Here is an 18205-nt window from a genome sequence, read left to right as displayed (position 1 = left end):
CACCCAGCCCCACGGCGCAACCAAACCAGGAACACCACCGGCAGCAGGGCCGGCCGCACCGCCATGCCCACCACCAGAAACCTCAGATCAAACGCCGGTGACCCGGATCAGCCAGGCTGACCGGTGGATCGAGGCTAAACCTGACCGCGGACTGTCAGGGCAGCGGATGCTGCGGAGCCGCGGGCGGCTCTTCGACGCGAGGGGGCTCCGACGGATGCGGCGGGGCCGGCACCGTCTGCTCGGCCTCAGCGAGCCCGGCGAGCAGGTTCCGGGCCCGATTGACCAGGGTGCCGTCGACGATCACCTGATAGGTACTGGCAATCACCTGCATGGTCGATGTGAAGTCGCGGCGACGTCGATTGAGCGCGGCGCTGACGACCCCGAACAGCATGCCGAACCCGGCGCCGATCATCACCGCGGCGAATACGAACGGCAGGCCCGCGCCATCCGGCGAGAAGATGAAGAACAGCAGCCCGAAGAACACGCCCAGCCAGGCGCCGGAGGCCGCACCGGCGAGAGCGACGCGCCCCCAGGTGAGTTTGCCGGTGACCCGCTCGACGGTTTTGAGGTCGTTGCCGAGGATGGAGACCTGCTTCACCGGGAAGTCGGACTTCGCCAGAGTGTCCACAGCTTCCTGAGCCTCGCCATAGGTGGCGTATGTCGCGAGCACCTCCCCCTTGGGTAAAACGGGGAACAATGCGGCCCTGCGCCCGCCGAAGGGGTTCTGATTGCTCATGAGTCCATTCTTTCACAGGACCGATCTGCCCTGAAGGTGGCCTAGATTTGATCTGTGTCTGCCACCAGAGTCTTCGTTGCCCGTTTGGCCGGGTGTACCGTTTTCGACCCCGCGGGAGACCGTGTGGGCAAGGTCAGGGACGTGCTGGTGGTCTACCGAAAAAACGACCCGCCCCTCGTCGTCGGCCTGATCGTGGAGATCCCGGGCAAACGCCGCGTTTTCGTGTCCATCGGGCGCGTCACCAGCATCGGTTCGGGTCAGATCATCACCACCGGCCTAATCAACGTGCGCCGCTTCGAGCAGCGCGGCGGAGAGGTGCGCGTCATTGCCGAGATGCTTGGGCGCACGGTGGTCTTCAACGACGGTTCCGGTGAGGCGACCATCGAAGACGTCTCGATCGAGGAGCTCCCCCAGGGCGGTTGGGCGATCAGCCAGCTCTTCGTGCGCCGCCCCAAGACCAGCCTGTCCCTCTTCGCGAAGGGCGCCACGACCTTCACGGACTGGGCCGAGGTGCGCGAGCAGACCACCGAGGGCCAGGCCCAGTCGGCCGAGCAGCTCATCGCCACCTACTCCGACCTCAAGCCCGCCGACCTCGCGAATACCCTGCTCGACCTCCCGCCGGAGCGCATGCACGAGGTTGCCGGCGAGCTACCGGACGGCCGTCTCGCCGACGCCCTCGAGGAGATGCCGGAAAGTGAGCAGGTCAGCATCCTGACCCGGCTCGGCGACGCCCGCGCCGCCGACGTGCTCGACCACATGCAGCCCGACGACGCCGCCGACCTGATCGCGCAGCTGCCGGAAGAACTCGGCGAACAGCTGCTCGACCTGATGGAGCCGGAGGAAGCGGACGACGTACGCTTCCTGCTCACCTACGCCCCCGACACCGCCGGCGGCCTGATGACGACCGAACCGATCATCGTCTCGGCCGATGCCACGGTCGCGGAGGGGCTCGCGCTCATCCGTCGCCACGACCTGGCGCCGGCCCTCGGTGCGGCCATCTGCGTCACCCTCCCGCCCTACGAGCCGCCCACCGGCCGCTTCCTCGGCATGGTGCATTTCCAACGGATGCTGCGCTACCCGCCCCACGAACGCCTCGGCACACTGCTCGACCAGGGTCTTGATCCTGTCACCGCCGACACCTCGGCCGCGGAGGTCACCCGCATCCTCGCCAGCTATGACCTCGTCTCCGTGCCCGTGGTCGACGAGAACCACCGACTCGTCGGGGTGGTGACGATTGACGACGTCCTCGACTATCTGCTGCCCGACGACTGGCGCAGCCACGATGGCAACGACGACGTGCGCCGCCGGGCCGAGGCCCGCACCGAACTGACCACGGGAAGCATCCCGCTGCACCACGGACGGAGGACCGGCAATGGCCCGAGCTAACCGAGCGGATCTCCGCCTCGACTCCCCCAAGGGCGTGCGCACGCCCGCCCTCGGTCGCAAGCGCCGGCGTAGCCGCGACCGCCCCAGCCGCGACCGCTTCGGCCGGTTCACCGAGGCCATCGCCCGCGGCATGGGCACGCCGTGGTTCCTGCTCGGGCTGACGTTCTTCGCCGTCAGCTGGATCGCCTGGAACACGCTCGCACCGGTGCAGTGGCGCTTCGACTCCGTGTCGCTCGGCTTCATCGCACTGACCCTGGTCTTGTCGATGCAGGCCTCCTACGCGGCCCCGATGATCCTGCTGGCGCAGAACCGCCAGGACGACCGAGACCGGGTGCAGTTCGAACAGGACCGGCAGCGCGCCGAACGCAACCTGGCCGACACCGAATACCTCGCCCGGGAGGTGGTGGCGCTACGCCTCGGCATGAAGGACCTCGCCTCCCGCGATTTCCTCCGCTCCGAGCTGCGCGCCCTTCTCGACAACCTGGAAGAGCGCGAAGACCCGGACAAGCAGACCCGTAAACGCCTCCGCAAGGGCGACCGCGAGCGAGACCGCGACCGCGAGGAGCGATCGCCCAGTGCCTGAGCCCCTCTTTTCCGCCGACCAGGTGCTCACCGCCCTGGCCCGGGTGATCGACCCGGAGATCCGCAAGCCGATCACCGACCTCGACATGGTCGCCGGGGTGCGGATCGTCGACGGCCGCGCCCTCGTGGGGATCCGTCTCACCATCGCCGGCTGCCCGGCGGCCCGGCAGATCGAGCGCGATGTGTTGCGCGCCGTGGAGTCCGTGGCCGGCCCCGGCAACGTGACCGTGGATGTGAGCGTGATGACGCGCGAGCAGCGCCGAGCGATGACGGAGAAGCTGCGCGGCGGCAAGGAAGCCCGCAGCAACCAATTCGGCCCGGACTCGCTCACCCGGGTCTACGCCATCACCAGCGGCAAGGGCGGGGTCGGCAAGTCCACAATCACCGCGAACCTGGCCGTGGCCCTGGCCGAGCGCGGCCTGCGGGTCGGCATCGTCGACGCGGATGTCTACGGGTTCTCCATCCCCGGACTCCTCGGCCTGGTCACCCCGCCTTCCCCCGAGACGGGCAAGTCCGCCGCGGTCAAGCCGACCCAGGTCGGCGAGATGATCCTGCCGCCGATCGCCTTCGACGTGAAGGTCATCTCGATCGGCATGTTCGTGGAGGACGGCTCCGTCGCGGTCGCCTGGCGCGGGCCGATGCTGCATCGCACGATCACCCAGTTCCTCACCGACGTTTACTTCGGCGACCTGGACATCCTGCTGCTGGACCTGCCGCCGGGCACCGGCGACGTGGCCATCTCGGTCGGGCAGCTTTTGCCCCAGGCCGAGGTCATCGTCGTCACCACCCCGCAACCGGCCGCCGCCGACATCGCCGAACGCAGCGGTGTCGTGGCCCGGCAGACCGGCCAGACCATCTACGGCGTGATCGAGAACATGGCCGGGATCGTGCAGCCCGACGGCACGGTGTTGGAGCTGTTCGGTTCCGGGGGTGGCGCCGAGGTCGCGCGCCGGCTCGGCGCCGGGCACGAGTTCCCCGTACCGTTGCTCGCCCAGGTTCCCCTCAGCGTGCCGCTCCGCAGTGGCGGGGACACCGGGGTGCCCGTGGTGCACGGCGACCCGACCGACCCCGCGGCCGTGGCCATCCGTTTGGTTGCCGACCGCCTCGCCACCCGGGCGCGCGGCCTCTCCGGATTGAGCCTCGGCATCACCCCAAAGTAGCGTCGCCGCACCGGCGCCGCGGCGGAGCGCACGCGCCGCCCCCACCTAGACTTTCGGCATGCCTGCCTCCCCCCTCGACCCTGCCGGGATCACGACTCTCACCCGCTCCATACGTTCCACGACGAGAGCCACGGTCACCGTGATCGCGCCCTTCACCGGGGAGGTGCTGCACGAGCTGCCCGTCAGCGGGCTGCCCGACGTGCAGGCGGCCTACGCGCAGGCGCGCCTGGCCCAGCTGGCCTGGGTGCGGGCCGGGTTCGCACGGCGCCGAGCGATCCTGTTGCGCGCGCACGACCTGATCCTCGAGCGACGCGGGCTGCTGCAGGACACCGTGCAGGCGGAGACCGGCAAGACCCGCGGCCAGGCCTTCGAGGAGGTCTTCCAGGCCGCCGGCGTCACCCGCTTCAATGCCCTCGCCGCGCCGCGCGTGCTGCGCGGCGGGCGCCGCCACTCCGCGATCCCGCTCGTCATCACGGCCACTGTGCGCTACCGGCCCAAGGGCATCGCGGGCGTGATCACCCCGTGGAACTACCCGCTCAGCCTCGCCGCCATGGATGTCGTGCCGGCCCTCGCCGCCGGCTGCGGCGTGGTGCAGAAGGCCGACGACCAGGGTGCGCTGAGCATCCTCTCGTTGCGTCAGGCATTCATCGACGCCGGCGTGCCCGAGCAGCTCTGGGCCGTGGTCGTCGGCGACGGCGCGGAGATCGGCGGGGCGGTCACCGCGGAGGCCGACTACGTCTGCTTCACCGGGTCGACCGCGACGGGCAAGCGGGTGGCGGCGCAGGCGGCCGGCAACCTCACCGGCGTCTCGCTCGAGCTGGGCGGCAAGAACCCGCTGATCGTGCTTGACGACGCCGACCCGGCCCGCGCGGCCGCCGACGCGGCCCCGGCCTGCTTCACGGCGATGGGCCAGCTCTGCGTGTCGATTGAGCGCATCTTCGTGCAGCGAGGTGTGGCCGACGCGTTCCTGCACGAATTCGTGGCCGTCACCCGGTCGCTCCGGCTCGGCGCCGACTACGACTACACGACGGACGTCGGTTCCCTCACCTCGCAGGCCCAGCTGGACCGGGTGAGCGCGCAGGTGGCCGACGCGGTCGCCCACGGCGCCACGGTCGAGGTCGGGGGCCGTGCCCGCCCCGACCTGGGACCGTTCTTCTACGAACCCACCGTGCTGACCGGGGTCACCCCGGCGATGGAGTGCTTCGCCGGCGAAACGTTCGGCCCTGTGGTCGCGGTCACCGTGATCGACTCGGAGCAGGAGGCCATCCTGGCCGCCAACGACAGCGACTACGGGCTGAACGCGTCGGTGTTCTCCGGTTCCGTGCGGCGGGCTCTGCGCGTGGGCGGGGCCCTCGAGGCCGGCAGCGTGAACATCAACGAGGGCTATCGCGGGTCGTTCTCCTCGGTGGCGGCCCCGATGGGCGGCCTGAAGCAGTCCGGTCTCGGCCGACGCAACGGCCCGGAGGGACTGCTCAGGTTCGTGGACGCCGTCACCATCGCGCGTCCGACGGGTCTCGTGCAGCTGCCGCGCACCGGCCACGACTTCGAGCGGCTGGCCGGGCCGATGCTGCTGCTGGCGGCCGTGCTGAAGGGCATCCGCCGCCGCTGACCCCGGGCAGCAGAGCCGTGACCCGGCTCCGCGAACCCGGCTCAGACGAACAGCTTGGCCGACGCCGCCGCCTGCTGGGCCGCCTGCTGGGCCGCCTTCTCCGGCGCCAGCTTCGCCGCCTCCGCCTTGGTCGCCTTCTTCGCGTTCTTGTTGATCTTGGCCTTGCCCTTCGGCTTCGCCGTGGGCTTTCCCAGCGTGGTCGTGATGTCCGGCACTGGCCGGTTCAGCTCGCGCGGCGGGCGCTCGTACTCCGAGCCGGCGGGGCGAGTCGGAATGGTCACCTGGGGCGGCTCGCGATGCGTGTAGGGGACGATCGACAGCAGGTGGCTGATCATGTTGAGGCGCGCGGCCCGCTTGTCCTCGCTCTCGACGACCCACCATGGGGCCTCCGGCAGATCGGTGTGCACGAACATCTCGTCTTTGGCGCGGGAATAATCGACCCACTTCGTGATCGAGAAAAGGTCGGTCCCGGACAGCTTCCAGCGGCGCATCGGGTCGTTCAGCCGTGACCGGAACCGCCTCTCCTGCTCGGTGTCGGACACCGAGAACCAGTACTTGACGAGCAGAATGCCGTCTTCGACCAGCATCCGTTCGAAGAGGGGCGCCTGGTGCAGGAACCGGCGGTACTCGTCGGGGGTGCAGTACCCCATCACGTGTTCGACGCCGGCGCGGTTGTACCAGGAGCGGTCCATCAGCACGATCTCACCCGTGGAGGGCAGGTGTTCGATGTACCGCTGGAAGTACCACTGGCCGCGCTCGCGCTCGGTCGGCACCGGCAGGGCGACGATCCGGGCGACGCGGGGATTGAGGAACTCGCTGACCCGCTTGATCGCGGACCCCTTGCCGGCCGCGTCCCGGCCCTCGAAGATCACGACGATGCGGGCCCCGGACTCCTTGACCCATTCCTGCATGGCGACCAACTCGGTCTGCAGATTGCGTAACTCGGCGGAGTAGACGGGCAGCGGCACCCGCTTGGGCTTCGCGTGGGTGTTCGACGGCTTCGACACGGTCACACTCCTCAGATACGTGGGTTCAGCGTAGCGTGCACGCATCGCCCGTATGGCCCGGCCTGCATATTCTGGTGCGCACTGCGCCGCTCACCGCCCGGCCCTCGGCCTCAGCCTCGGGTGGCACATATACCTGTTCGACCCCGGCACGCATTTCTCCTGCTCGAGAATCATCGCCGACGATCTACCGCCCGCCGTCGGACAGGCCGTCGTCTTTTCCCGGCTGGGCGACGACCGAGTGGCCGTGGCGGACACCGGCGAGGGTGCGGCCAACCAGGGGACCTTTCGCGCATCGCTCTTTCCGGCCGGGCGCCTGATCGTGGTCGACGAGGACTTCTCGTCATTCGGGCTGTCCGGCGAGGTCATCGCAGCGGTCGGGAACACGATCCGAGCGCACTCGGCCCGTGTCGCGGGTCTACGTGCCCGACCTGCCCGACCTGCCCAACGTACCCGTTCCCGACGTCCGCCAGCTCGAATACGCCGCGTCCGGTGTGCTCGTCACCTGGTTCGTTTGGCCGCGTGGCTGCGTGGCCGCGTGGCTGCGTGGCCGCGTGGCTACGTGGCTTCGGAGTCGAAGGGCGCCGGCAGTGTGGCGGCCTCCCTGGCGCGCTTGCGTTGCAGATAGGCGCCGTCGGGGTTCGGCACCGCCCGCGACACGGTCGCCGATTGGCCTTTCAGCTCGTCTTCGTCGGTGAGAGCTTCACGGATGATGCGGCGCGGGTCATACTGACGCGGGTCGAGTTTCTTCCAGTCGACGTCGTCGAAATCCGGGCCCATCTCGTCCCGCATCCGGTCTTTGGCCCCGTTGGCCAGGTTCCGGAGCTGCTTCACGAGGCGGGCGAGCTGGGCGGCATAGTGGGGAAGCCGTTCGGGTCCGAGCAGGAAGACGGCGACAATCCCGATCAGTAATATCTTCTCGAAGGTCAAACCGAACATTCCCCCAGAATAACCCCCGGCGAGGCCTCCCCGGACCATGCTCGGCCCCCCTTAGGCTTGACCCATTCATCTACTGGAGTTGCGCTGTGTCTGACAAAGATCTGAACTGGAAATTCTCCGACGACTCAGTCGTGGAGTCCGACGCTGTGGCGCGGGCCAGACAGCAGTCCCTCGAACTCGGAATCGACGCGATTTCTCCGGCGGTCGGCGCTCAATCGGCCGTGATCGCGGCCGCCACCGGGGCCCGGAGCATTCTCGAGGTCGGCACCGGTGCCGGCGTCTCCGGCATCTGGCTGCTCACCGGCGCCCCCGGCGCCACCCTCACCTCGATCGACACCGAGGTCGACCACCAGCAGCACGCCAAAGCCAACTTCGCCGAAGCCGGCATCCCCGTGAACCGGGTACGCCTGATCACGGGCCGGGCAGCGGATGTACTGCCGCGCATGAACGAGAACTCCTACGACATTGTGTTCGTCGACGCCGATCCGCAGTGTGTGATCGAGTATGTCGAGCATGCTCTGCGCCTGGCCCGTCCGGGCGGAACCGTGCTCGTGGCCCACGCGCTCTGGCGCGGCCGAGTGGCCGACCCGGCCCAGCGCGACGATGTGGCGACCGGCTTCCGCACCCTGTTGACCGTCATCGCCTCGTCTACCGCAGTCATCAGTGCCCTCTCCCCTGTGGGCGACGGCCTGCTGCAGATCACCAAGCTCCGCGCCTAGACGGTCGAGCACACCCTCCGGTGGTCGAGCCGATCGGTGGTCGAGCCTGTCGGTGGTCGAGCCTGTCGGTCGTCGAGCCTGTCGAGACCCGGTGCGCCGGCTCCGGAGGCCCACACACCGGCATCCGTTGTCGCCGCCCGCGCTAACGGATGCCCCGGGCCGGGTTCGGAAGATGGCCCGCCTGGTTTCGACGACCTCGACCACCGGGCTCAGGTCGCTCGCGGCCGGGGATTTAAGCTGACGTCGGTCGAGCCGGACGAGACCGGTGACCCGATCCCGGGGACTCACCCTGACGTTGGTCGAGCCTGCCGAGGCCGAGACCGTGCCCGTGCCCGTGCCCGGTTGGCCGGGTTCCCTTCCGCGGCCCGCCAGGTGCGGGTGGGGTCGTAGCAGTAGGGTGCCCTGACTTCGGGTGTGCCGCGGATCATGCGGATGTTCCAGCCGGAGGTGTCGATGCTGTGGTGGTGGTACCAACACAGCAGGACCCCGTTGGTGATCTCGGTTTTTCCGCCGCGGTACCAGGGGATCACGTGGTGTACTTCGCACCAGGCGGCGGGCACGGTGCACCCCGGAATGATGCAGCCGCCGTCGCGGGCGGCGATGGCGCGGCGTTGGGCCCGGTTGAAGAAACGATTCTCGGTGCTGAGCCTGAGCACCTCGTTGTGCGGCCCGAACCGGATCTCCTGAAAACCACCGGCGCAGAGCGCCTGCTTCACACTTGTCAGAGAGATCGGCGCTTCGACGCCGTCGATCCAACCCACCCCATGGTCGGCGGTAAGGTCGGCCTGGTTGACGTGGATCATGACGGTGGGGGCGGCGCCGCCCATGGTCGGGGTCCCCGCGTCACGGGTGGCGGCTTCGAACACACCACGGAGGATGTCGGCGCGTTTCTGACCGCCGTTACGGTCGTCGCTGAGGGCCGCGGCCTCCGCCCCCGGGATCAGCTGCCCGGCCGCCATGCGCGCCTGTTCCTCGGCCGTGGGGAATGCCGGCGCCGCGTGAGCGGAGAGGTACGTGTCGAAGATGGCGTTCATGATGCCGCGGAGCTCCGGCGTGACTCCGCCGCGGAGCGGGTAGAGGCCGTCGCGGAAGAGCCCGAACCCGACAGTGCTGCGGGCCTCGGCGACGGGCTCGTTGGGGGCGGTGCCGTCGGGATCGAGGCGAGCCTGCCACTGGCTGGCCATACCCCGCACCAGGTCCGCAGGGAACGCGAACCCCTCCCCGGGCAGGCCGCGGGTTTCGTCGGTGACGGCGCCGGTGGCACTGGCCACCAGGGCACGTTCGGCAGTGCCGAGCTCGTCGGGCGCGACCCGGGCCGCGACCTGGTCGAGGGCCGTGACGATGTTCTCGGCCGCGTCCACGCCGAGGTCCCCGGCGGTGAGGGAATCGGCCACGGCCGGGTAGTAGGGCGGCAACATGCTGGTGCCCGCCCGGCGCGGCGTGACGTTCTCGCCCAGGCGCACCCGCCGGTTCGCCTCCCGGGAAGAGACGCGGGTCAGACGGGTGATCAGATCGATGCCGCTGCTGGCCCCGTTCTTATACGCGAGGGACTCGTGGCCGAGGATACGGCGGGACCGCACCGAAATGTCGGCGGCAGAGGCGACCCTGGCCGCATCGACCCGGCGGCCGAGGTCTTCGACCGTGCCCAGCACCATCATCGCGTCGGCCTCACCCAGGAGCGAGAAGGAGACCGAGTCGAGCACGGCCGCGGCCAGATCACGGGCCTGCTGCAGCTGCTGCACGAGAGGTGACTGTGCACGGGGTGCCTGCGCGAGGGGCGGCACCGCCTGCGGTGAGGCGGTGGGGTGGTGCGGAGTGGGGGCTCCAGCCATGCCTACATCGTATACACGTTCTAAGTTGAAGTCAATAGATGAGGTAGGATCACTGTCGAGTTTCGTTTTCCTGTTCTAATCGATTCGGTGACAGAAGGGGGTGGCGACGCGGGGCACGGATGGTGCGGCGCGGGTTTGCAGGCTGGACTGCCGGGTTTTGGCACGCTTAACCACCGGCGGCGAGCGCAGCCAGCCCGGGGCATCCGTCGTGACGTCAACTCGGAGAAATACGCGACACGCCGGAACTGATGGCGCCCAAACCGGCGTTTCCTAAGATTCTCCGCGTTTACGTGCCGACGGATGCGGGTGGCGGGCCCGGTGACGGGTACCTCCTACGGGCGGTGCGACGGCTGTCCGCGGGAAACCCATCCGCTCCAGGTCGGCAAAAAAGATCGGCCGCACAACCTGAGCTGCGCGGCCGATCCTGGAACTATACGGTCGGCTGGACTACACCGGCGAGGGCATCGTGAAGCTCTTTGGCTTCAGCGTCGTTCACAGAGACGACAAGTCGACCTCCACCTTCGAGCGGAACACGCACGATGATAAGGCGCCCCTCTTTTACAGCCTCCATTGGCCCGTCTCCGGTCCTTGGCTTCATGGCCGCCATGAACTCCCCTTCCATTCATTCGTCTGAACTTCTATTATCTGCCATTACGGGCTGAGACTGTAATTAGGGAGGTGTCCAGTCCGCTCCGTCGACCCCCCAGCACAGCAGGAGCCAGCCCCACTGTCCGGCGATGAACAGCAGCACGATGCCCACCCGGTAGACGGCGCTCCGCGGCTGCGCCACGGCACCCAACAACGGAAACATCGGCATCAGCAGGCGGAAGGTGCTCGACTGCGGGAAAAACACCGCTAGCAGGTAGAGGCCGTAGCTGGCGAGCCAGAACCGCAGGTCAGTGCCCAGTCGGCGCACCGCCGGCAGCAACAGGGTCAGGCCGAACGCCAGGATGAGCCCCGAGACAACGATGATGCCCAGCGGCATCCCGAGCCACCAGACACCGCCCTGGAACCAGGCGGTGAACGGAACGAGTTCCTGGTAGCCGATGTAGGCCGACCGCCAGGCCAGCTCGGTGTCGGTGTAGGCGGTGATCGACCCCGTGGCGATCCAGGCGATGGCCGGCCAGGCCAGGCCGGAAATGCCGCTGAACACGGCAACGGATGACGCCAGCAACCGTTCGCGCACCGAAAACGGGTCTTGTGTCCGGGCAAGCCAGCGGTGCAGGACGTGCAGCCCCAGGGCGAGCGCGAAGGCCAGGCCGCTGGGCCGGGTCAGCGCCATCACGGCGATCACCGGGAACAGCAGCACATACCGCCGCTCGAGCAGCAGGAGAAGTGCCAACGTGAGCAGGAAGAGGTACAGCGACTCGGCATAACCGAACTGCAGCACGGGCGACAGCGGGGCCACACAGAACAGCACCACCGCGAACAACGCCGTCCCGGAGGCCTGTACCGTGCGCATCAGCCGGTAGAACAGTAGGGCGGCGCCGAGGCTGGCGGCCAGGGACACGAATACGGCCACGGGTGCCCACGGCTGCCCGAGGAGCACCATCAGCAGGCGCACGACCACCGGGTAGCCGGGCATAAAGGCCCAGGCGTTCTCCGCGATCTCCCCGCCGGCGGTGAGCGGCAGTGTCGACGGGTAGCCCGCGACGGCGACGATGTTGTACCAGCGGGCGTCCCACATGTTCGCGAACTCCGCGTAGCCGGGTGACACGCCCGTCCACGGGTTGGCGCCCTGCACATTCGCAAGCAGTAGCACCAGGGTGGTCGTGACGAGCCGGGACGCGGCCCAGATCAGGGCGACCAGGGCCCACCACGGCGTGAGCCGGTAGCCGGCCTTCCAGCCGGACGACGCCACGGCTACCCGACGCTTGTGGTCAGCCACGCGCGAAGGCCGTCCTCGCAGTCCGTGATCTGCGCCAGGGCGACGCGTTCGTCGTCGGCGTGGGCCTTCAGCGGGTCGCCGGGGCCGTAGTTGACGGCGGGAATGCCCAGGGCGGAGAAGCGGGCGACATCCGTCCAGCCGTACTTGGGCTTGGCCTCGCCGCCGACCGCGGTCAGGAACTGCAGGGCCAGCGGGGCATCCAGGCCCGGCCGGGCACCCTCGGCCCGGTCGACGACGGTGATCTCGTAGCCCGCGAAGAGCTCCTCCAGGTGCACGATGGCCTCCGCCGAGGTGCGGCTGGGGGCGAACCGATAATTGATGTGCACCATGCACTCATCGGGGATGACGTTGCCGGCGATGCCGCCGCCGATGCCGACGGCGTTGAGGCCTTCGCGGTAGACGAGGCCTTCGACCTCGACCTGCCGCGGCTCGTAGGCCGCCAGGATGTCGATGACGGGCCCGATCTTGTGGATGGCATTGTCGCCGACCCAGCTGCGGGCGGAGTGGGCGCGCAGCCCGAAGGTGCGGATCTCCACGCGCACGTTTCCGTTGCAGCCACCCTCGATCTGGCTGTTTGTGGGCTCGCCGAGGATGGCGAAGTCCCCCGCGAAGAGGTCGGGCCGGTTGAGGGCGAGGCGGCCGAGACCGTTGAGGTCGTCGGAAACCTCCTCGTGGTCGTACCACATCCACGTTACGTCGACGCTGGACGCGGTCAGTTCGGCGGCCAGCTTCAGCTGCACGGCCACGCCGGCCTTCATGTCGACGGTGCCGCGGCCCCAGAGATAGTCGACGCCATCGATGGTCTCGAACCGGGTCGGCAGGTTGTCGTTCAGCGGGACCGTGTCGAGATGGCCGGCAATGATCACGCGCTGGGCCCGACCCAGGTCGGTGCGGGCGACGACGGTGTCGCCGTCGCGGATGATGTCGAGGTGCGGGTACCCGGCCAGCGCGCGTTCCACCGCGTCTGCGATGGCGGCCTCGTTACCGGACACCGACTCGAGGTCGCAGAGCGCCCGGGTGAGCTCGATCGAGGTCGCGGACAGGTCCAGGTTCACGGTGTTTTGGGGCACTCTACTAACCTAGAGCCATGACCTCCGCCGTGCCCCCGACATCCGTTTCCCCCTCGAACGCGTGGGGCTACGGCCTCGCCACCGTCGCCGGCGACGGCACGGTGCTGGACACCTGGTTCCCCGAACCTCGGCTCGGAACCCTGCCGGCCGGCCGCGACCGCTGGATCGTGCCGTCTGAACTCGAGGAATTCGCCGGGGTGGACCCGAGGCGAATGGTGCGAATCGAGGCCGTGACGATCGAGATCGACCTCACCGCTGCGCCTGCCGGAACGTCGGATGCCTACCTGCGCCTGCACCTGCTGTCGCACCTGCTGGTGCGCCCGAACACCCTCAACCTCGACGGCATCTTCGGCCACCTGCCCGCCGTGGTCTGGACGAATGCCGGCCCGATGCTGCCCGCCGACTTCACCCGACTGCGGCCGGCCCTGCAGCGCCACGGCATCCAGACGACCGGAATCGACAAGTTCCCGCCGCTACTGAACTACGTCACGCCCGACCGGGTGCGGATCGCGGACGCGTCCCGGGTGCGTCTCGGGGCGTACCTCTCCCCCGGCACCACGGTGATGCACGAAGGTTTCGTCAACTTCAACGCCGGTACCCTCGGCACCTCGATGGTCGAGGGCAGGATCTCTCAGGGTGTCGTCGTGGGTGACGGCGCCGACATCGGCGGCGGTGCCTCCATCATGGGCACGCTCTCCGGCGGCGGTACCGAACGGGTGTCCATCGGCGAACGGGCCCTGCTCGGGGCCAATTCCGGGGTGGGCATCTCGATCGGCGCCGACAGCGTCGTCGAGGCGGGGCTCTATGTGACCGCCGGCACCAAGGTGCTGCTGCCGGGCCAGCCGCGCACTGCCGACGGCACGACGCCGTCGGTGAAGGCCGTCGAACTCTCCGGGGTCGCGAACCTGCTTTTCCGCCGCAACTCGGTCTCGGGCGCGGTCGAGGTGCTGGCGCGCACCGGCACCGGCATCGTGCTGAACGCCCAGCTGCACGCCTGACGCCGGGCGGCCGGTCCGACGCTCGAGCGCGACCGAAACAACCCGCACGGCGGCGCCTCCGCTGAGTACGCTGCCAGTCGCAAGGGAGTGGCGTGGGAACGACACACCCGACCATCATCGCCGAGGCGCCGCCCGACTACAGCCCCAGGTCCCTGACGAATTCGACGGAGATTCCGCTCGAAATCGCCCTAAACAGGCCGGAAACCGGCATTTTCGGCAGAATCTCCGTCGAATTGGTTCGATCCCGGCAGCGGGGGCGCGCGGTGCCTCGCGGCGGCTAGCGGCGCGGGAAATCGCGGGCCGGCGACCCGATGTAGAGCTGTTGCGGGCGACCGATCTTGGTCGTGGGGTCCTCGTTCATCTCGCGCCAGTGCGCCACCCAGCCGGGCAACCGGCCGATCGCGAAGAGCACCGTGAACATGCTGGTCGGGAAGCCCATCGCCTTGTAAATGACGCCGGTGTAGAAGTCCACGTTCGGGTAGAGCTTGCGCTCCCGGAAGTAGTCGTCGTTGAGCGCGATGTGTTCGAGTTCCTTGGCGATGTCCAGCAGGTCGTCCTTGACGCCCAGTGCGGCCAGCACCTCGTCGGCGCTCTCCTTGACCAGGGTCGCCCGCGGGTCGTAGTTCTTGTACACCCGGTGGCCGAAGCCCATCAGGCGAACGCCCTGTTCTTTGTTCTTGACCCGTTCAACGAACTTCTCGACGCCTTCGCCGGATGCTTTGATCTCGCCCAGCATCTTGAGCACGGCCTCGTTGGCGCCGCCGTGCAGAGGCCCGGAAAGCGCGTTGATGCCCGCGGAGACCGACGCGAACAGGTTCGCCTCAGTGGAGCCGACCAGGCGAACGGTCGAGGTCGACGCGTTCTGCTCGTGGTCCTCGTGCAGCATCAGCAGGCGCTCGAGGGCCTTACTGACGACCGGGTTCACCTCGTAGGGCTCGGCGAGTGTGCCGAAGATCAGCCGCAGGAAGTTGTCCACGTAGCCGAGCGAGTTGTCGGGATACAGGAATGCCTGGCCGATGCTCTTCTTGTAGGCGTACGCCGCCATCACGGGCAGCTTGGCGAGCAGGTGCACGGTGGCCAGCTCGACCTGCTCCGGGTCGTTGGGCTCGAGCGCATCCTGGTAGTACGCGGCCAGCGCCGAGGTGCCGGCGGAGAGCACAGCCATCGGGTGCGCGTTGTACGGCAGCACGTCGAAGAGGCGGCGCAGGTCTTCGTGCAGCAGGGTGTGCCGACGGATGCGCGTGTCGAAGGCCTCGAGTTCGCTCGCGCTAGGAAGGGAACCGTAAATCAACAGCCAGGCGGTCTCGAGGAAGTTGGAGTTCTGGGCGATCTGCTCGATCGGATAGCCCCGGTAGCGCAGGATGCCCTTCTCGCCGTCGATGAACGTGATCGCCGACCGCGTGGCCGCGGTATTCACAAACCCGGAGTCGAGGGTGATCAGACCCGATTTGCGGGTCAGCGTCGAGATATCGATGCCGGAGGCGCCGGCCGTGCCGCGCACGATCGGGAACTCGGCGGATCCGCCGGGGAACGACAGTGTCGCCTGCTTGGGTTCGATGGATGGCGTTCGCTCGGCGATGTCGCTCACGGCGGCTCCCTGGGTCTGACTGAGTGTCACTGGATATCACTACCTAACCGTCTGGTGGCTGACCGTCTGTGGCGATGGGCCACAGCACACCGGTGTGTCTGGAGACGTCAACGCGGATACAGCCTAATGGCCGCAACCGCCTACTGTTGCATCCACCAAGAATGTCCACTCTTCATTGGAGAGAGTTGACATTTCCCGACAGTGGGGCATTAGCCAGCGTGCAACCGAGTCGCAGCCGCCGCGATGCGTTCGTCCGTGGCGGTGAGGGAGAAGCGCACGTGTCTCGGGTAGCCGTCGCCGTAGAACGGACCGGGTCCGGCGAGGATACCCCGCTCGGCGAGCCGCCCGATCGATTCCCAGGCGGGGCGCCCCTCGGTCGCCCAGAGGTAAAGCCCGGCCTCACTGCGGGTGATGCGGAAGCCCGCCGCCACCAGTGCGGGCAGCAGCACCTCGCGTCGCGCCTGGTAGCGCCGACGCTGCACGATGACGTGTTCGTCGTCGCCGAGCGCGGCCACCATGGCGGCTTGCAGCGGCGCGGGAAGCATGAGGCCGGCATGCTTGCGCACGGTCAGCACCCGGGCGAGCAGGTCCGCGCAGCCGGCCGCGAACGCGCCGCGGTAGCCGGCCATGTTCGACTGCTTGCTCAAGGAGTAGAGCGCGAGCACATCGTGCCGGTCCTGCCCGATGACGCGGGGGTCCAGGATGCTCGGGGTCGGCCGGGCATCCCACCCGTCGGTCCAGCCGAGCTCGGCGTAGCACTCGTCGGAGACGATCACCGCGCCGAGTTTCCGGGCGCGCGCGACGGCCGTGCGCAGCGCGTCGACCGAGAGAACCCGGCCATCCGGGTTGCCCGGGCTGTTCAGCCACACCAGCTTCGTCGTCTCGGGCCAGTCGGCGGGGTCGTCGGCGGCGAGGGCGTCCGCTCCGGCCATGGCCGCGCCGATGCTGTACGTCGGGTACGCGGCAAGCGGATGCACAATGATGTCACCCTCGCCGAACCCGAGCATGAAGGGCAGCAGGGCCACTATCTCCTTCGACCCGATGGTCGGCAGCACGTTCTTCTCGGTGAGGCCGGTGACGCCGCGCCGGCGCTCGTACCAGTCGATGATCGCCCGCCGCAGCTCCGGCGTGCCGGCGGTCTGCGGGTAAGAGTGGGCGTCGGTGGCCTGGGCCAGCGCTCGGCGGATGACCTCGGGCGTCGGGTCCACCGGCGAACCGATCGACAGATCGACGATGCCGCCCGCATGGGCCCGGGCCCGGGCGGCGAAGGGGACCATCTGGTCCCACGGGTAGTCGGGGAGCGGCTTCAGCATGGCTGAATCAGACCTGGGGAGGCAGCACGGCAATGATGGGGTGGTCCTTATGGATCACGCCGACCTTGGCCGCCCCGCCGGGCGAGCCGATGTCGTCGAAGAACTCGACGTTGGCTTTGTAGTACTCGGCCCACTGCTCGGGCACATCGTCCTCGTAGTAGATGGCCTCGACCGGGCAGACCGGTTCGCAGGCACCGCAGTCGACGCACTCGTCGGGGTGGATGTAGAGCGAGCGGTCACCCTCGTAGATGCAGTCGACCGGGCACTCGTCGACGCAGGCGCGGTCCTTCACGTCGACGCACGGCAGAGCAATGACGTATGTCACGTTGGAGGGCTCCCTTCACAAGCGAATATCTAGTCTATGCCGAACGCGGACGGGCCGGGATTCGTGGCCAGGCCAGCACGATCGTGGCCACCAGGGTCGGCACGACGGTCCAGAGCAAACCCGGAATCCCCTCGGGGACCAGGACAGAGCCGCCGGTGCTGCGCAGAGACAGGATGAAGATCGTGCCGAGGAGGCCGATCGCGCAGGAAAAGACGACCAGGCGGTCCCCCAGCATCAGCCGGAGACCTGCCAGGAGCGTCATGATTCCGGCCAGGGCCAGGATCAGCCCGATCGGGATCGTCACGGGCCCGATTGGGAGGGTGGCCTGGTGCGCGATCGTGCCGAGCACGCCGAAGGCGGCCCCGGTCAGGAGGGCGACGACCGCGGCCAGGCCGCGGCTGAGCAGCCCGGGGGTCGCGTCCGGGTCGGGAGCGTGCGCCAGGGGCAGCCGCAGGAAGGTCTCGGTGCCACCGATCGTGACCGGGCGGTCCGCCGGGTCGGCCGGGTCGGCTGCGGCCACCGACTCGACCGGCACGACGGTGTGGTCGGTAACGCTCCAGCGGCGCGCATACGCGGCGAGGGCGCGCAGCTTCTGGTCGACCTGGCCGCTCACATCGATCGCGACGAGCCGCTGGCCGACGGCATCCGTCACCTGGCGGTGCTCGAAGACCGGCACATTCAGGCTGTCGGCGGCCCCGGCGGCCGCCCGGCGGAGGGTGTCGTCGTCGGCGCCGATCACGACCGCGGTGGCGTGCACGCCCGCGAGCACGTCGGCGACGGCCTCGGCCAGTGACTGCGCCCCGGATGCCGCGGGCAGCATCCGCCAGTCGCTTACGTCGAGCGCCGCCATGGCTGCGCGCACGTCGGAGTCGTCCGCGGAGTGGGAGTCCGTGGAGCCGAACAGAACGACGACCTCGGCGTCGTCTGACCGCAGCCGGGCGATGGTTCCGCCGGTCAAAAGGGATTCCTGACCGGGCCGGTCGTGCACGAACACGACTCGTTCTGCACTGCCGGACATGACCATTGCTGAGCTCCACGGAGTTGGGACGGGCGGAC

At 68.7% G+C, this 18205-nt stretch carries 17 protein-coding genes; 6 read left to right on the top strand and 11 right to left on the bottom strand.

The genetic code is table 11. From position 1 onward, the window contains the following. Nucleotides 1-154: 154 nt before the first annotated feature. The gene (locus tag E3O54_RS01605; RefSeq protein WP_104101043.1) at nt 155-736 is read right to left on the bottom strand and encodes a general stress protein; all 582 of its coding nucleotides are present in this window, start codon (nt 734-736) and stop codon (nt 155-157) included. Nucleotides 737-790: 54 nt separating this feature from the next. On the opposite strand from E3O54_RS01605, the gene E3O54_RS01600 reads away from it, so the two are divergent. Genes E3O54_RS01600 through E3O54_RS01585 form a run of 4 tightly spaced genes read left to right on the top strand, consistent with a single transcriptional unit; the run spans nt 791 to nt 5473 of the window. Beyond that, nucleotides 791-2122 carry a magnesium transporter MgtE N-terminal domain-containing protein gene (locus E3O54_RS01600; RefSeq protein ID WP_104101042.1) on the top strand — a complete coding sequence of 444 codons (1332 nt, stop codon included), beginning with the start codon at nt 791-793 and terminating at the stop codon, nt 2120-2122. Next, nucleotides 2109-2705, top strand: a complete 597-nt coding sequence (locus tag E3O54_RS01595) for a DUF1003 domain-containing protein (protein ID WP_104101041.1) — start codon at nt 2109-2111, stop codon at nt 2703-2705. The genes E3O54_RS01600 and E3O54_RS01595 overlap by 14 nt, the downstream gene beginning before the upstream one ends. Further along, the gene (locus tag E3O54_RS01590; RefSeq protein ID WP_104169980.1) at nt 2698-3864 is read left to right on the top strand and encodes an Mrp/NBP35 family ATP-binding protein; all 1167 of its coding nucleotides are present in this window, start codon (nt 2698-2700) and stop codon (nt 3862-3864) included. The genes E3O54_RS01595 and E3O54_RS01590 overlap by 8 nt, the downstream gene beginning before the upstream one ends. Before the next feature lie 58 nt (nt 3865-3922). After that, nucleotides 3923-5473, top strand: coding sequence for a succinic semialdehyde dehydrogenase (locus tag E3O54_RS01585; RefSeq protein ID WP_134400797.1), 1551 nt, complete (start codon nt 3923-3925; stop codon nt 5471-5473). Between the two features lie 41 nt (nt 5474-5514). Here the strand turns inward: E3O54_RS01585 and ppk2 are convergent, their stop codons facing one another. Together ppk2 and E3O54_RS01570 are read right to left on the bottom strand one after the other, a co-directional pair. Further along, entirely contained in the window at nt 5515-6384 is an 870-nt protein-coding gene (ppk2, locus tag E3O54_RS01580; protein WP_370247130.1) for a polyphosphate kinase 2, read from the bottom strand. 651 nt (nt 6385-7035) lie between these two features. Next, nucleotides 7036-7416, bottom strand: a complete 381-nt coding sequence (locus E3O54_RS01570) for a Sec-independent protein translocase TatB (RefSeq protein WP_104101037.1) — start codon at nt 7414-7416, stop codon at nt 7036-7038. An 86-nt stretch (nt 7417-7502) separates the two neighbouring features. On the opposite strand from E3O54_RS01570, the gene E3O54_RS01565 reads away from it, so the two are divergent. Continuing rightward, nucleotides 7503-8135, top strand: a complete 633-nt coding sequence (locus tag E3O54_RS01565) for an O-methyltransferase (RefSeq protein WP_134342188.1) — start codon at nt 7503-7505, stop codon at nt 8133-8135. A 284-nt stretch (nt 8136-8419) separates the two neighbouring features. On the opposite strand, the gene E3O54_RS01560 is transcribed toward E3O54_RS01565, so the two are convergent. From E3O54_RS01560 to dapE, 4 genes are all read right to left on the bottom strand, one after another. Then, nucleotides 8420-9967: an HNH endonuclease signature motif containing protein gene (locus tag E3O54_RS01560; RefSeq protein ID WP_134400795.1), complete on the bottom strand. Its 1548-nt coding sequence runs from the start codon at nt 9965-9967 to the stop codon at nt 8420-8422. Between the two features lie 430 nt (nt 9968-10397). After that, nucleotides 10398-10574: a DUF3117 domain-containing protein gene (locus tag E3O54_RS01555; RefSeq protein WP_104099180.1), complete on the bottom strand. Its 177-nt coding sequence runs from the start codon at nt 10572-10574 to the stop codon at nt 10398-10400. A gap of 63 nt (nt 10575-10637) precedes the next feature. Beyond that, entirely contained in the window at nt 10638-11855 is a 1218-nt protein-coding gene (locus E3O54_RS01550) for a hypothetical protein (protein WP_233191089.1), read from the bottom strand. After that, nucleotides 11831-12925, bottom strand: a complete 1095-nt coding sequence (dapE, locus tag E3O54_RS01545; protein ID WP_134400794.1) for a succinyl-diaminopimelate desuccinylase — start codon at nt 12923-12925, stop codon at nt 11831-11833. Before dapE ends, E3O54_RS01550 begins: the two co-directional genes overlap by 25 nt. Before the next feature lie 17 nt (nt 12926-12942). On the opposite strand from dapE, the gene dapD reads away from it, so the two are divergent. Then, nucleotides 12943-13923 (top strand): 2,3,4,5-tetrahydropyridine-2,6-dicarboxylate N-succinyltransferase, encoded by a 981-nt coding sequence (dapD, locus tag E3O54_RS01540; protein WP_134400793.1) that lies wholly within the window; start codon nt 12943-12945, stop codon nt 13921-13923. Between the two features lie 277 nt (nt 13924-14200). Here dapD and E3O54_RS01535 read toward each other — a convergent pair whose 3' ends face one another. The 4 genes from E3O54_RS01535 to E3O54_RS01520 form a co-directional block, all read right to left on the bottom strand. Next, complete coding sequence (locus E3O54_RS01535) at nt 14201-15481, bottom strand: citrate synthase (RefSeq protein ID WP_369827911.1); 1281 nt, start codon at nt 15479-15481, stop codon at nt 14201-14203. A 239-nt stretch (nt 15482-15720) separates the two neighbouring features. Next, nucleotides 15721-16824, bottom strand: coding sequence for a succinyldiaminopimelate transaminase (gene dapC, locus E3O54_RS01530; protein WP_134400792.1), 1104 nt, complete (start codon nt 16822-16824; stop codon nt 15721-15723). Nucleotides 16825-16831: 7 nt separating this feature from the next. Then, entirely contained in the window at nt 16832-17149 is a 318-nt protein-coding gene (fdxA, locus tag E3O54_RS01525; RefSeq protein WP_104099174.1) for a ferredoxin, read from the bottom strand. Between the two features lie 34 nt (nt 17150-17183). Further along, nucleotides 17184-18167, bottom strand: coding sequence for a PIG-L deacetylase family protein (locus E3O54_RS01520; RefSeq protein ID WP_134400791.1), 984 nt, complete (start codon nt 18165-18167; stop codon nt 17184-17186). Nucleotides 18168-18205: the final 38 nt, after the last annotated feature.

The organism is Cryobacterium sp. TMT2-4 (assembly GCF_004402575.1).
Lineage (GTDB): Bacteria > Actinomycetota > Actinomycetes > Actinomycetales > Microbacteriaceae > Cryobacterium > Cryobacterium sandaracinum.
Note: the sequence above shows the minus strand (reverse complement) of the source record. Positions and strands in the feature narration are given on the sequence as shown.

Coding starts and splice junctions, on each gene's coding strand:
- E3O54_RS01605 (WP_104101043.1), bottom strand. CDS start 736: ATGAGCAATCAGAACCCCTTCGGCGGGCGCAGGGCCGCATTGTTCCCC.
- E3O54_RS01595 (WP_104101041.1), top strand. CDS start 2,109: ATGGCCCGAGCTAACCGAGCGGATCTCCGCCTCGACTCCCCCAAGGGC.
- E3O54_RS01585 (WP_134400797.1), top strand. CDS start 3,923: ATGCCTGCCTCCCCCCTCGACCCTGCCGGGATCACGACTCTCACCCGC.
- ppk2 (WP_370247130.1), bottom strand. CDS start 6,384: ATGCAGGAATGGGTCAAGGAGTCCGGGGCCCGCATCGTCGTGATCTTC.
- E3O54_RS01570 (WP_104101037.1), bottom strand. CDS start 7,416: ATGTTCGGTTTGACCTTCGAGAAGATATTACTGATCGGGATTGTCGCC.
- E3O54_RS01560 (WP_134400795.1), bottom strand. CDS start 9,967: ATGGCTGGAGCCCCCACTCCGCACCACCCCACCGCCTCACCGCAGGCG.
- E3O54_RS01555 (WP_104099180.1), bottom strand. CDS start 10,574: ATGGCGGCCATGAAGCCAAGGACCGGAGACGGGCCAATGGAGGCTGTA.
- dapD (WP_134400793.1), top strand. CDS start 12,943: ATGACCTCCGCCGTGCCCCCGACATCCGTTTCCCCCTCGAACGCGTGG.
- dapC (WP_134400792.1), bottom strand. CDS start 16,824: ATGCTGAAGCCGCTCCCCGACTACCCGTGGGACCAGATGGTCCCCTTC.
- E3O54_RS01520 (WP_134400791.1), bottom strand. CDS start 18,167: ATGTCCGGCAGTGCAGAACGAGTCGTGTTCGTGCACGACCGGCCCGGT.